This is a genomic window from Streptococcus sanguinis (genome assembly GCF_001078705.1).
Classification (GTDB): Bacteria; Bacillota; Bacilli; order Lactobacillales; family Streptococcaceae; genus Streptococcus; species Streptococcus sanguinis_D.
The window spans coordinates 487,734-501,341 of the sequence record NZ_CDMW01000001.1 but is presented as its reverse complement, the minus strand read 5'-3'; the positions used below and the strand labels follow the sequence as shown (position 1 = coordinate 501,341).

The 13,608-nt window shown below is 44.2% G+C and carries 16 protein-coding genes and 1 other annotated feature; of the genes, 5 read left to right on the top strand and 11 right to left on the bottom strand.

All coding sequences use genetic code 11. The features are described from left to right. Window position 1 precedes the first annotated feature (1 nt). The 10 genes from SSV_RS02695 to SSV_RS02650 all read right to left on the bottom strand — a co-directional run bounded on the left by SSV_RS02695 (window position 2) and on the right by SSV_RS02650 (window position 8,868). A complete protein-coding gene (locus SSV_RS02695) occupies window positions 2-565 on the bottom strand; it encodes an aminodeoxychorismate/anthranilate synthase component II (RefSeq protein WP_072073580.1) in 564 nt (187 codons plus the stop codon). Beyond that, entirely contained in the window at window positions 562-1,920 is a 1,359-nt protein-coding gene (trpE, locus tag SSV_RS02690; RefSeq protein WP_072073579.1) for an anthranilate synthase component I, read from the bottom strand. The genes SSV_RS02695 and trpE overlap by 4 nt, the downstream gene beginning before the upstream one ends. Window positions 1,921-2,323: 403 nt before the next feature. Further along, complete coding sequence (trpB, locus tag SSV_RS02685; protein ID WP_072073578.1) at window positions 2,324-3,505, bottom strand: tryptophan synthase subunit beta; 1,182 nt, start codon at window positions 3,503-3,505, stop codon at window positions 2,324-2,326. 62 nt (window positions 3,506-3,567) lie between these two features. Beyond that, window positions 3,568-3,797: a binding site (T-box leader), on the bottom strand. A 75-nt stretch (window positions 3,798-3,872) separates the two neighbouring features. Continuing rightward, on the bottom strand, window positions 3,873-4,412 hold the full coding sequence (locus SSV_RS02680; RefSeq protein WP_072073577.1) for a VanZ family protein: 540 nt from the start codon (window positions 4,410-4,412) through the stop codon (window positions 3,873-3,875). Continuing rightward, window positions 4,399-5,487, bottom strand: a complete 1,089-nt coding sequence (gene rlmN / locus SSV_RS02675) for a dual-specificity RNA methyltransferase RlmN (protein WP_061597644.1) — start codon at window positions 5,485-5,487, stop codon at window positions 4,399-4,401. Before rlmN ends, SSV_RS02680 begins: the two co-directional genes overlap by 14 nt. Beyond that, window positions 5,484-6,065: a YutD family protein gene (locus tag SSV_RS02670; protein ID WP_002904019.1), complete on the bottom strand. Its 582-nt coding sequence runs from the start codon at window positions 6,063-6,065 to the stop codon at window positions 5,484-5,486. Before SSV_RS02670 ends, rlmN begins: the two co-directional genes overlap by 4 nt. A 181-nt stretch (window positions 6,066-6,246) precedes the next feature. Continuing rightward, entirely contained in the window at window positions 6,247-7,290 is a 1,044-nt protein-coding gene (locus SSV_RS02665) for a SepM family pheromone-processing serine protease (protein WP_072073576.1), read from the bottom strand. Beyond that, on the bottom strand, window positions 7,277-7,771 hold the full coding sequence (gene coaD / locus SSV_RS02660) for a pantetheine-phosphate adenylyltransferase (protein WP_072073575.1): 495 nt from the start codon (window positions 7,769-7,771) through the stop codon (window positions 7,277-7,279). Before coaD ends, SSV_RS02665 begins: the two co-directional genes overlap by 14 nt. Continuing rightward, window positions 7,761-8,309 (bottom strand): 16S rRNA (guanine(966)-N(2))-methyltransferase RsmD, encoded by a 549-nt coding sequence (gene rsmD, locus SSV_RS02655; RefSeq protein ID WP_176693537.1) that lies wholly within the window; start codon window positions 8,307-8,309, stop codon window positions 7,761-7,763. The genes coaD and rsmD overlap by 11 nt, the downstream gene beginning before the upstream one ends. A gap of 70 nt (window positions 8,310-8,379) precedes the next feature. Beyond that, on the bottom strand, window positions 8,380-8,868 hold the full coding sequence (locus SSV_RS02650; protein WP_072073574.1) for a YcxB family protein: 489 nt from the start codon (window positions 8,866-8,868) through the stop codon (window positions 8,380-8,382). A 142-nt stretch (window positions 8,869-9,010) separates the two neighbouring features. Between SSV_RS02650 and SSV_RS02645 the strand changes: the two genes are divergently transcribed. The 4 genes from SSV_RS02645 to SSV_RS02630 are packed head-to-tail and all read left to right on the top strand — an operon-like array spanning window position 9,011 to window position 11,750. Next, the gene (locus tag SSV_RS02645; protein ID WP_072073573.1) at window positions 9,011-9,688 is read left to right on the top strand and encodes a helix-turn-helix domain-containing protein; all 678 of its coding nucleotides are present in this window, start codon (window positions 9,011-9,013) and stop codon (window positions 9,686-9,688) included. A gap of 4 nt (window positions 9,689-9,692) precedes the next feature. Next, window positions 9,693-11,108, top strand: coding sequence for a Y-family DNA polymerase (locus tag SSV_RS02640; protein ID WP_072073572.1), 1,416 nt, complete (start codon window positions 9,693-9,695; stop codon window positions 11,106-11,108). Then, window positions 11,105-11,479 carry a hypothetical protein gene (locus SSV_RS02635; protein WP_002898070.1) on the top strand — a complete coding sequence of 125 codons (375 nt, stop codon included), beginning with the start codon at window positions 11,105-11,107 and terminating at the stop codon, window positions 11,477-11,479. Before SSV_RS02640 ends, SSV_RS02635 begins: the two co-directional genes overlap by 4 nt. Beyond that, the gene (locus SSV_RS02630; protein ID WP_072073571.1) at window positions 11,457-11,750 is read left to right on the top strand and encodes a DUF5960 family protein; all 294 of its coding nucleotides are present in this window, start codon (window positions 11,457-11,459) and stop codon (window positions 11,748-11,750) included. The genes SSV_RS02635 and SSV_RS02630 overlap by 23 nt, the downstream gene beginning before the upstream one ends. A gap of 278 nt (window positions 11,751-12,028) precedes the next feature. Here SSV_RS02630 and SSV_RS02625 read toward each other — a convergent pair whose 3' ends face one another. Next, window positions 12,029-12,559, bottom strand: a complete 531-nt coding sequence (locus SSV_RS02625) for a YceD family protein (protein WP_072073570.1) — start codon at window positions 12,557-12,559, stop codon at window positions 12,029-12,031. A gap of 99 nt (window positions 12,560-12,658) precedes the next feature. Between SSV_RS02625 and SSV_RS02620 the strand changes: the two genes are divergently transcribed. Then, window positions 12,659-13,528: an Rgg/GadR/MutR family transcriptional regulator gene (locus SSV_RS02620; protein WP_072073569.1), complete on the top strand. Its 870-nt coding sequence runs from the start codon at window positions 12,659-12,661 to the stop codon at window positions 13,526-13,528. The last annotated feature ends 80 nt before the right edge of the window (window positions 13,529-13,608 follow it).

Below are 13,608 nucleotides of genomic sequence, written 5' to 3'. Positions count from 1 at the left end.
TTTACTTTACTAAGTCGATGAAGTTCTTGATAGACGACAAGCCGTCCGGCGTGCCAATACTTTCTGGATGATACTGAAAACCATAGATAGGCAGGCTCTTGTGCTGGATAGCCATGATTGAGTTGTCATCAACCGCTCGAGCTGTCACTTCAAAGTCCTCTGGCATCTCCTCAATCAAAATCGAATGATATCGCATGACCGGCTGCCCATCCTCTATCCCTTGATAAATAGGAGAGTTTCCCTCAAAGCGCAGAATACTTTGCTTGCCGTGCATGACTTTGGGAGCCAATCCTAGCTTTCCTCCAAATACTTCTGCAATGGCTTGATGCCCCAAGCAAATCCCTAAAATCGGCTTTTTACCAGCAAAATCACGGATAAGTTCTTCCATCCGTCCTGCATCTGCTGGCCAGCCTGGACCCGGAGACAGAACCAAAGCATCAGCTTCTTCTGCCGCTTGATAAAGACCTGCATCATCATTTCGCAAGACCTTAACTTCTGCGAAATTTCCAATATACTGGGCTAGATTGTAAGTAAAAGAATCATAATTATCAATCAATAAAATCATTGCATCTCTCCTATCTTGGTCATTGATTTGGCTTTGTTGATGGTTTCTTGGTATTCATTAGTAGGGATCGAGTCATAAACAATACCCGCTCCAGCTTGAACATAAGCTCTGCCATTTTTCAAAATCATGGTCCGGATAGCAATGGCAACATCCATATCTCCAGTCGCAGACAGATAGCCGATAGCCCCCGCATAAATGCCACGTTTTTCCTGCTCCAGCTCATAAATTCGCTTCATAGCTCGAATCTTAGGTGCTCCAGAGACAGTACCAGCCGGCAGGGTGGACTTGAGCGCATCCATGGCTGTCAGTTGAGGCAAAAGCTGACCACGGACTACACTGGTCAGATGCATGACATAGCGGAAATACTCTACCTCCATGTACTTCGTGATCTCCACGCTCTTATTCTGGGCAATTTTACCGATATCATTACGCCCCAAATCAACTAACATACGGTGTTCCGCCACTTCCTTCTCGTCAGCCAACAGCTCCTTCGCCAAGGCTTTATCCTCTCTCTCATCCTTCCCACGCGGTCTGGTCCCAGCAATAGGATTGGTCGTAACCTGACCTTGCTTGACAGACACCAGACTTTCCGGGCTGGCTCCGATAATCTGATAATCCCCGAAATCATAAAAATAGAGATAGTTGGAAGGATTGGTCACACGCAGATTGCGATAGTAATCTAGTGGTTTACCAGAATATTCTGCTGAAAAGCGTTGACTGAGAACACATTGGAACATGTCTCCCTGCCGAATCAAGCTACGCGCTTCTTCCACCATTTTTTCAAAAGATGCCTGCTCGATATGGCTCTGGAAGTTCAAACTGGACAGTTCCAGTGGTGAAAATTCATCTGCCGCAGGCTGCGCCAGCTCAGCCATGATACGCTCCAGACTATGAGCCATATCAGCTTCGCTTCTATTACTGTAGAGCGCCTCCTCAAGGATATAGACCTTATCTTTTTTATGGTCAAAAACCATGTAACTCTCATAGACGAAAAAGTGCATATCTGGCGTCCCAATCACATCAGCTGGAATCTGGCCAATCTTCTCATAGAGGGAAATCATATCATAGCCGACAAATCCGATGGCTCCACCACCAAAAGGCAGGTCTGAATGATGATCTTTCTTTACTGCTAACTCATGCAGATAGTCCATTGGATCTGCCTCGATTACTTGCCCGTTCTTTGTTAACTGGCCATTTTCATAGCGAACTTCAAAAACTGGATTATAGGCAAGGATAGAAAAGCGAGCTGTCTCGCTATCTCTCGGAATACTTTCCAAAATCACCTTGTGGTCGCCCTGAATCCGCATATAAGCCAGAATCGGCGATAAAATATCAGCTGGTAAAATCTTTTGCATAATGTTTCTTTCTATATTAATCAGAAGCGTTTAAGGAGGAGTAATTTGCTAGCCATGACCGCATTTCACAAGAACAGATAGCACCTGTTCACTGTCATAACTTGCTCCAGAACTACAGAAAAACGCCCGCACAGTTCATCCTGTGAGGGCGTATCATCGCGGTGCCACCTCAGTTATGGAGTTTTCAGGCTCCACATCTCATTTACCTATTTACAGTCATTTAGATTCCTTTTAGTAGAAGGCAGCACACCGAGTCATGGCAAAGTATGCTAACAAAATGATAAAAGATCAACTAAAGGACAAAATGTTGACTCCAGCAGCCCATTTCATAACTTCTCCTGCCTGTTTACAGCAACCACAGACTCTCTGAAAGGAGCGATGTTACTACTCTTCTGCTGGGATTTTATTTTCGTTTTTCTAGATAGTCGGCAATGGCTGCCACATCCTTGTCTCCACGACCAGATACGTTGATAACGATGATTTGGTCAGATGACAATTGCGGAGCTCGCTTGATAGCTTCAGCAATAGCATGAGAGCTTTCAATTGCTGGCAAAATTCCTTCCTTTTGCGTCAAGAGGAGCAAGGCATCCACAGCTTCATCATCTGTCGCTGCCACGTATTCTACTCGACCAGAATCTTTAAAGAAAGCATGTTCAGGACCAACTCCAGGATAGTCCAAGCCTGCCGAAATGGAGTAAACTGGTGCGACCTGACCATCTTCAGCAAAGACAGCGTAAGTCTTCATACCATCCACTACTCCGACACTTCCCTTGGTCATGGTCGCCGCATGCTGGTCTGTATCAAGGCCCCGCCCAGCCGCTTCAACACCAACCAGCTTAACTTCTTTATCTGCCACATACTGAGAGAAGGCGCCGATAGCATTGGAGCCGCCACCTACACAGGCAATGACATAGTCTGGCAAGCGGCCTTCCTTATCCAAAATCTGCCGACGAGATTCTTCACTGATCACCTTTTGGAACTCATGGACAATCGTCGGATAAGGGTGAGGACCGACAGCGGAACCCAAAACATAGAAGGCTTCCAAATCACTCATCCAAGCTCCAAAGGCTGCATCCACAGCATCCTTGAGGGTTTTGGTTCCTGTTTCCACAGCGTGAACAGTCGCTCCCATCATTTCCATACGGAAAACATTTAGGCGCTGGCGCTCTACATCCTCTGCACCCATGTAAACATCGCACTTCATACCAAACTTAGCTGCTGCTGCCGCAGTTGCCACACCATGCTGGCCAGCTCCAGTTTCAGCAATGACCCGGGTCTTGCCCATGCGCTTAGCTAGAAGAATCTGCCCCAAAACATTATTGAGCTTATGAGAGCCCAGATGATTGAGATCTTCCCGCTTCAGATAAATCTTAGCTCCGCCCAGGTGCTGGGTCAGACTTTCTGCAAAGTAGAGCGGAGTTTCCCGGCCTGAATAATCCGCCAAATAATGCCGGTATTCATTTAAAAATTCTGGGTCATCCTTATACTTCTCAAAAGTCGCTTCCAATTCATCTAGCAAGGCCTGGATAGGCTCCGGTACAAAGGAGCCACCGAATTGTCCAAAATATCCTTTAGTTTCTGTCATCTTAATTGCCTCTTTTCTTTATTTTCAAACAAAACAAAAGCCCACACACAGAAAAAACTCTGTGTGAGGGCGTAAAATCGCGGTACCACCTCAATTATGGAGCAAAGTATAGACTGCCTCCATATCTCTGTCTTGTCTAACAACAAGCTGCACTGTAAGGTGTGCTCACCGAATTTTTATTGCTTCAAATTCATTTTTTCCATCAGCCCACTTCATAATCTTCTACTGCCTGTTTCCACCAACCACAGGCTCCCTGAAAGTAGAAAAAATTATTACTTTTCTGATGATTTATTTTATTATAGGCCTTTCCCTTTTTCTTGTCAAGAAAAAATTTAATTTTTTCTCCTAAATCCGAACCTTTCTCTCGCTAATCTCTTTTGAAAGCGTCGTCTTGACGATTTTTCCAGATTTTTTGACCAAGCTGAAATGCCCGCCAAGCCAGATAACCACCCAAAGTATTGGTCCAGAGATCATCAATCTCAAAAACCCGATTGGCGTTGATAAGAAGGTCCAGCAGAATCTGAGTCGCTTCAATAGACAGACTCATCCCAAAGCTCAGCCATACAATCTTCTTGGTCTTCCGCAATGTTGGAAAGAGGCAAAGCAATTGAAAGATTAAAGGCGACAGCAGAAAGATATTGGCTAAATTTTGGATAAAGACCTTGACTAGCTGAATCCAAGAAGTAATCTCGCCAATGTTAACAAAGGAATTAAAAGGGATTAACAAAACCACTATTCGGCCAAAATACTGGATTCCCGGCGTCTCCATTCCCGGCTCTGGAACTTGAGGAATAAAGCACAAAATGCAAAGCATCAAGAAATAGAGCCAGCTTCCTCCTATCAGCAATCTCCGTCCCCTAGCAGTCAGCTCACCGTCTGAAGTCAGATAGTTCTTAAGGCTGAACATTTTCTACCAATGCTTTCTCGCGATCACGCTTCATAGTATTGGAACGCAGCTGGCCGCAGGCTGCGTCAATATCCGTTCCATGTTCCTGACGAACTACGCAGTTGACTCCGTTTTTCTTGAGGGTATCGTAGAAGGCCATCACGCGCTCTTTGGGACTGCGGCTGTATTGGTCGTGTTCGCTAACTGGGTTATAAGGAATGAGATTGACATAAGACAGTTTCTTGATATTCTTGAGCAGCTCAGCCAGTTCCTTGGCTTGCTCTACCCCGTCATTGACTTCATTGAGCATGATGTACTCAAAGGTCACCCGGCGGTTGGTCGTCTCAATATAGTATTCGATAGCTGCAAAAAGCTTTTCGATAGGGAAGGACCGGTTAATCCGCATGATGCTGGTCCGCAGATCATTATTCGGGGCATGAAGGGATACAGCTAGATTGACCTGCACACCTTCATTGGCAAAGTCACGAATCTTATGAGCCAGCCCTGATGTCGAAACCGTGATATGGCGGGCACCGATAGCCAAACCTTTGTCATCATTGACCGTCCGGACAAACTTGAGCACATTGTCATAGTTGTCAAACGGCTCGCCGATTCCCATAACCACGATGTGACTGACCCGCTCATCCTGACCACGCTCATCAAAATACTTCTGAACCAGCATAATCTGAGCTACAATCTCACCGTTATTGAGGTCGCGTTGCTTTTTAATCAAGCCGGAAGCACAGAAGGTACAGCCGATATTACAACCTACTTGGGTGGTCACACAGACAGAAAGTCCATAATGCTGGCGCATGAGCACCGTCTCAATCAGCATACCATCCGGCAGCTCAAAGAGGTACTTGACCGTACCGTCAGCTGACTCCTGAACAATGCGCTGCTTAAGCGGATTGACGACAAACTGATCGTCTAGCTTAGCAATCAAGTCTTTAGATAGATTGGTCATCTCTTCAAAAGACTGGACCCGCTTGCGATAGAGCCACTCCCAAATCTGGGCAGCACGGAATTTCTTTTCTCCCTGAGCTTCCGCCCATTCAATCATTTCCTGACGCGTTAAGCTATAAATAGATGGTTTCATTTTTCTCCTTTATTCTGGCGAATCACAAAATGGCGATTGCTGTCTTTTTGCTTTTTCTGCCTGTCTTGCTGGGAATTGTTGCGGGAGCGCTTATTATCCCTTTTAGAACGACTGTCTCGGTCTCGCTCGCTCCTGCGATTGCGATTGCCGCCTGAACGGCTGTTGCGAGAACGTTTTGACCGCCCCTCTGTCTCTTTCTTGCCATGCGATTTCTTATCAAAGGAAGCGCGCTGGGGATTTGGATTTTCCAAGACAAAATAAGCACAGCCATAACTGCAGTACTCTAGCAAATAGTCTTCTAAGCGGCTGATCTTCTCATCGCTCTCATTAGCCCGCTCGTCCTTGTAAAAACCACGCAGGCGCAGCTGCTCATTGCCCCAGTCACCGACAATATAGTCAAACTTGGTGAGAATTTCTGAAAAACGCTGATGAAAGGCCGTTAGGTCAAAGCCTTCCTTATAGTTCTCAATCAATTCAAACTCGAATTTTTCTGCAACAATCTTGCTGTCAATCTGTTTAAACTCCGGTCCTGGGAATTTATTATAATTATACAATTCAGGTGAAATATCTTTACGCATACTCTTCCTTTAACAATCTTGGATAGTTTATCTACAACAATTTATTCTATCATAAATCAGCCAGTATTTCGCGGACTTTTCATCAAAAATATCTTTCTGAAAAAAGTCAGACGATTTAAAGCAGAGAAGACCAGATGATTTTGTCTGTTTCACAAGAAAAATCTTAGCAAAAGCTAAGATCTTACTTGTTCTTTTTCAGATAGTCAATGGCGTCCTGCAGCGTTTTAACTGGAACAATTTTCATATCTGTTTTAATCTTCTTGGCTGTCTCTAGAGCCGTTTGGTAGTTATTTTTCCCATTCGGAGAAAGCTTCTTCTCTTCCTCTGTAAGTTCATTGTTAGGTGCAAAGAAAACATCTGCTCCACTTTGGGCTGCTGAAACGACTTTCTTATCAATTCCGCCGATTTCGCCAACTTCACCTTCCCGGCTGATACTGCCGGTCCCTGCAATATCACGGCCATCACGAAGGGTCGGATCAGCCAATTGTGTATAAATGGCTAAGCTGAACATAAGCCCAGCACTAGGACCGCCGATACCTTCAGTTGAAAATGTAATCGGAATATTACTGCTGACTTCCGTCCGGTCTATCAGACTAATCCCAATCCCGTTCTTACCGTTCTCCAACTTGATAATCTTTCCGGTTGCCGATTTCTCCTGACCATCTTCTTGGAAAGTCACCTTGACCTTGTCCCCAAGCTTCTGCGAGTTGACATACTTAACCAGCTCTTCAGAGCTTTCAAATGTCTTATCATTGACACCGGTTACCGTATCAGCAATATTGAGAACTCCTTTGAAGGTTGAGTTATCAGCTACCTGCAGGACATAAACCCCCAAATAGTCCATTTTGATCTCTTTACCAGCTGTCGTCAACCCCTGATATTTGGCCATATTTTGCGATGTTTCCATGTAAAATTGGTTGATCCGATTGAACTCATCGTCCGTGGAGCCACCCGTCATATCCTTGGCAGAATAAATATCTGTAAAAGGGGTCAGCCAAGCATAGACCAGATGAGCAAAGGTTGCCTGCTCTACTCCGACCGTCACAAAGTTGTAGGAACCCGCTTCCTTGTCAGCCTTATTATCAACCAGCAAGACCTGCCGAACATCCTCGGCACCACCAGGAACTTCTATATAATAAGGCAGACGAACCCAAAATGCTGCTATAAAAAAGGCAATCGTGACGCCAATGACCGTCGGCAATATAAACTTCTTAATTCTTTTCATGGTTGATTCTTTCTAATTCTTTGATTACACTTTGGGGCACATAGGCCGCGATATCCTGTTGAAAAGCAATCAGCTCACGAATACGTGATGAACTGATATGCTGATAGACTGGCTTGCTGAGCAAGAAAATCGTCTCCAGCTCTCCTGCCAATTCCTGATTGAAAAAGTTCATATTGGCTTCATAGTCTAGATCTTGGCTGTTACGAAGCCCACGCACAAAGGCCTTGGCTCCCAGTCTTCTGGCCACTGTCACTGCTAGCTCATTCTGAGAAGTGATTACCTCGACATTATCCAAATGCTGCAGAGCTTCTTTGACCATGCGCTCTCTGGCCTCAATTGTGAAAAAACCAGACTTTTCTCGGTTATAGAAAATCCCTACATAGAGCTTATCAAAGAGCCTGCTGGCCCGCTCAATCAGGTCCACATGGCCCTTGGTCATCGGGTCAAAAGACCCTGTGAATAATCCTATTTTATCTGACATACACCGTTACCTTTGAAATTCCATATATCTTCTGCTTCCAAATGCCCAGCCCTGCAATTTCCTCAGGTAATTCAACTTCCTTTTCTGTCTCACAGACTACTAGAACATCTTGACTCAAGAGCTGGCCTTCCTCCAGTTTCTCAAGGTCTGACACAATCTGCTCCTTAGCATAAGGTGGATCTAAGAGAACCAAGTCAAAAGCTCCCGTCAATATTTCCAAGGCTCGGCCAGACTCCATCTTGAGCAAATCAAAACGTTCCGGCTCCTTAGTCATCTGAATATTCTCTGAAATGATAGCCTGAGCTCTGCGATCCTTTTCGACTAAGATAGCTGTCTCCATACCTCGCGAAATAGCTTCAATGGCCAAACTCCCGCTCCCAGCATAAAGATCTAACACTCGTCCGCCATCAAAATAGGGACCAATCATATTAAAAATTGCTCCCTTGACCTTATCGGTCGTAGGTCTAGTCGTCTTGCCATCCAATGTCTTGAGGGGTCTGCCCCCGTATTTACCTGCCACAACTCTCATAAAAAACATTATAACACACATCGCACAAGAGGCCAATTTTTTGAAAACTTGACAGATAAAAAACAGAAGTCCCCCAAAATTAGAGACTTCTGTTTTCTTTTAGTTTTAGTAAAAAATCAATTAATTCAGGCTGACAGTCTGCCTTATCCAAGATCAGCCCTATTGACCGGCCAACCATAATATAAAAAGTTTCTGGCTTGTCTATAATCGCCACAATATCTTGATAGTCAAATCTGGCATTGTTATTACGATTAACGACACGAAAGTCTGTCTCATAGAAGCTAAACTCCTGCTCTATATCATGCCAGAGGGGGTTGCCTCTATAAAACTTTTTAATATGTCGATTCATGGACAGATAGTAAAGAAAAGGAAGGACAGCCACAGTAACAAGAAAAGCTACACCTGGCAAAGGTTCCCCAATAAAAAAACAGATTACACTGCATATCAGCACCACTATCTCAGGGAGAATCAGTGAGAAGATGCCATTCTTTTTATACCAGAAATTGGTCCAAGCGAAACGGCGGTAAGCTTCTTCTGTCATGATCGTTTTTGCTGTCATTGGAAACATCTCTCTACCTACAAGTTATATTCCTCCCTACAGTTTATCACATTCTTGCTAAGAATGAAAATGCTCAATAAAGAACTTGCTTTTCTCGATTTCATTTGTTATACTATATGTAACTTTTAAAACGTTACATAGGAGGTGTGATATGTTTTCGCATGAAAAATTAAAAAAACGCCGTTTGGAGCTTAATTTGACACAATCTTCCATTTACCAAGAGCTTGGAATTTCCAGAAAAACTTACTCTGCTTGGGAAAATGGTCTAGCAGAACCCCACGCAAAAAATCTCAGGAGGTTGGCCACCTGTCTCAAGGTCCAGGAGAACTACTTTGTGGATGAAACCAGTGCGCTCTACACCTACCCTTTACTAACCCCACCGCATAAAAAGGAAGTAGATCAGCTCGCTAGTCATCTCCTAGAGAGACAGCGCAAGGTTGGCTCTCTTACAGCCTATAAGGTTCTGTCCGTTGAGCTGGCTGCAGGGCTAGGTCATAGTTACTATGACAATGAAACAGACTACGAAACTGTCTACTTTGATCAAGATATCCAGCACGACTTTGCATCCTGGGTCTCTGGGGATTCTATGGAGCCCAAATATCCCAATGGCTCTGTTGCCCTTATGAAACAGACAGGATTCGACTACGATGGGGCAGTCTATGCTCTCATGTGGAATGGCAAGACCTATATCAAAAAAGTCTACCGCGAAGCTGAAGGTCTACGTTTAGAGTCTATCAATCCTGACTACGAGGATCTCTTTGCTCCCTACGAAGACCAGCCTAGCATTGTTGGTATCGTAGTTGGACATTTTCTGCCGATTGAGGTATAAAACTATGGTCCTATTTGATTATTCACGCGAGCCTCGTTCAGACATCGCTTTTGTGGATATGAAAAGTTTTTATGCCTCTTGCGAATGCATTTCCCTCGGCCTTGACCCTTTAAAAACCTCGCTCTGTGTCATGAGCCGAATTGAAAATTCTGCTGGACTGATATTAGCTGCCACTCCTCTCTTTAAAAAGAATTTCGGCAGCCAGAATGTCAGCCGAAGCTATAATCTTCCTTTTGATGTCCACACCCGCAAGTTCAACTATGCTGCTGCCCACAAGCAGGGACTACCAATTACAGCAGATTATGTGCGCTTTATTGAAGATGCTGCTCAAAAGACCTTATTGGTCCCACCTCGGATGAACTACTACATCCAGAAAAACATGGAAATTCAAAAAATTTTCCAGGATTTCGCAGCTCCCGATGATATTTTCCCCTACTCAATTGATGAAGGCTTCCTAGATTTGACAAGCTCTATCAACTACTTCATTTCCGATCAGACGCTGGACCGCAGGACCAAACTGGACCTGCTGGCTGCCCGCATTCAACAGGCTATCTGGAAGAAGACTGGGATTTATGCATCTATAGGCCTGAGCAACTCCAATCCTCTTCTCGCCAAGCTAGCCTTGGACATTGAAGCCAAACATACAAAAAAGATGCGGGTCAACTGGTCCTATGAGGATGTTCCCAGTAAGGTCTGGACTATTCCAAACATGACTGATTTTTGGGGCATCGGTCACCGAACGGCCACCCGTCTTAAGAAGCTAGGCATCCACTCCATTTATGATTTGGCTCACTTTAATCCCGATATTCTCAAAAAAGAAATGGGAGTCCTGGGCCTGCAGCTTTGGTTTCATGCTCACGGCATTGATGAAAGCAATGTTCACAAGCCTTATCAGGTCAAATCACATGGCCTGGGAAATTCGCAAATTCTCCCCCGAGATTACAGACAGCAGGCAGAGATCGAGCTTGTTTTCCGAGAAATGGCTGAGCAGGTCGCCATTCGGCTCAGACGTTCTGGTAAGAAATGCCAGCGAGTCTCCATCTATGCCCGCTATTCCAAGCAGGAGCGCCTGCCTTCCATTCATACACAAAAAAAAATTGAGCCCACTAACAACAGCAATCGATTGGCTCAAATCATCGTTCAGCTTTTTCGTTCCAAATACCTGGGCGGGGCTATCCGACAGATTGGCGTTTTTTACAGTGACTTTGTCGATCAAGGTTATGGTCTGATTTCTCTCTTTGACGATCCTCTGCAAATTCAAAAAGAAGAGGAGCTCCAACAGACGATTGACCGCATCAGAGATTGCTTCGGCTTTACCTCTTTGCTTAAGGGAGCCGCCTTGCTGGACTCCTCCCGTGCTATTGCTAGAAGCAAGTTAACTGGTGGCCATTCTGCTGGAGGTTTGGAGGGCTTATCATGACTGACCGCTCTTATCTCCCCTATCAGTCTGCTCGTGACTTTCAGGATCGGGGCATGGCTAAATGGGCTGGCTTTTTCCTCTCTGAGCATAGCACTGCTTTGGCCAAAAAAGAACTAGATATCAGTCGCCTGGCCCAGCTTGACAGACAGGAGAAATTCCAGTTACTCAACCAAGCCTACAGTCATCAAGTTCCCATCAGAATCACCTTTCTTAATCAGGGAAAGCTGACCGACATTACTGCTACCGTCTTTCATCTGGACTGCAAGCAGGTCCTCCTGCAGGAAGGTGACCATTACAAAGGCCTTGCTATCCATCAGATTCTTTCGATACAAGCTTCAGGAGGCGCAGATGACCACTCAAAATGTACATGAGGAACTTCAATTTGACTATTTTTCCCAGAATTACTATCAATTTCAAGAGGATTTTTATCAATTTTCCAATCTTCCCCAGCCTCTGATGGTCATGGAAGATGACATCCTACTCCACATGGCCAGTCGCCAGCTCACTTATTTCAAGCTATCCAAGACCAAAAGTTTGGACAAGAAGGACCATTACTTCCACTTTACCGTCAGTCGCCCAGACCAAGCAAACCGACTCTGCATTTACCACTATCAAGGCCAAACAGAAGATATAAAGCAATGAGCTCCCAAACTAAGTCTGGAAGCTTATTGTATGGAACTGATCATCTACTAGAATCTTCTCAATTATTTATTGCTTTAAGTCAGGCAAATAACATTAAAGATTTGAGCCCGCTATATTCGAACCCAAGAAACGCCATTCTTTTTAGGTTATATACCTAGTTTATGTGTATAACCTAATTTCATATTAAAAAACCCCAAAAGTTAGATTTTCTGTCTAACTTTTGGAGTGAAAGTCAAATCGATTTATCTTTTTTAACCGTTTCAAGATTTTTACAAGAATTATTCATCAAAAAGTCCTTGCAAACCGGCGAAAGGATTGTTCTTCTCTTTTTGAGCTTCTTGAGCAGCGGCAAATTCCTCTTCCGTCATAACCTGCCAGTCCTGACCAGACAGAAAGCCTTGACCGGCTTCTTCCTCAGCTGTTAGGATTTTCAGTGGAATATTCAGCAGGATATTATCAGCTACACTCTCGGCTACATTAATCTCGCCATTTTCAATCGGAAGCACCAAGTCCTGATCAATCACATCCTGCGATGTGGCCTGTCCTTCTTCCATGAAAATTTCGTTGACTAGATAAGACTCCTGGAGTTCCACTGGCTCCATACTGCGACTGGACGTCAGAGTGATGGTATAAGACAAGTCATAATCCAGAAAATAGAGGCCGTCTTCATATTGAACCTTTCCTTTGGCTAAAATATCCTGAACATCTAAAATCTCAGGATTGCGCTCTTTTAACTCCTCTGCCAAGTCCAGCTTTTTCTCAAAGGCTAGTCCATCTGGATTCTTCCGAATTTCTTGAATATGCAACATAAGTTCCTCTTTGCTTTTTTCTTTATATTATATCATGTTTGAGTGCTCCGCTGTTATTGAAAATTATTTTGTTATAATAAAATGCAAGGAGGGAATACAATGGAATATCTAGGACAAGTTTTTAGATTTTTTCGCGAGGCTAGGCATATCTCTTTATCCGAGGCGACTGGCGGAGAATTTTCAAAATCTATGCTCTCTCGCTTTGAAAATGGGCAGAGCGAACTATCGGCACAGAAACTTTTTAGCGCGCTCAGCGCCATCCACACGGAAACGGAAGAATTTACCATTGCAGCCGGCATCCAGAACCATCACTCTCACAAGGAACTCTTAAGCCAAATCCAAGACCTGTTGCAAGCCAATCAGCTTAATCTCTTAGAAGAACTTTATCTGGAAAAAGAAAAAATCACGCGAAAAAGTAAGAGCGCTAGCGATTGGGTTGAACGTCTGATTGTAAAGGCCTATCTCTGTGCCCTCAAGGAGTCTGAAAAGGCCTGCCCAGGCGAGCTGGATTTCCTGCATGATTACCTCTTTTCAGTTGATATTTGGGGCCGCTACGAGCTCAATCTCTTCTCTGTATGCACTCCGGTTTTATCTCTAGACTTGTTTTCCCAATACACCAAAGAAATCCTCTCAAGAAAGGATTTTGCCGCCTTGTTTGCCAACAATCGCAACACCCTGCACACTACTTTTCTTAATGGATATTTGCTGGCCATTAGTCAGGAAAACATCACACAGGCAGGCTATTTCCAACAAGTCATTGAGCGACACTTCTATGAAGAAAATGAGACTTACTTCCGAATTGTCTATCTCTTTGCTCAGGGAGAGTTAGCTTGTTTGAAAGGGCAAAAAGAAGAGGGACTCACTCAAATGAAGCAAGCTGTCGACATTTTCCGAATCTTGAACTGTCAGCATAGCGCTGACTATTATCAAGAAGCTCTTGATACTGCTTTTCAAAAATATAGCAAATAATGCAAATCTCCACTTTTAAACTCAGCGATTTTGAGTTGGGAAGTGGAGTTTTTTAATGCAAAATACACTCCAACTTACTC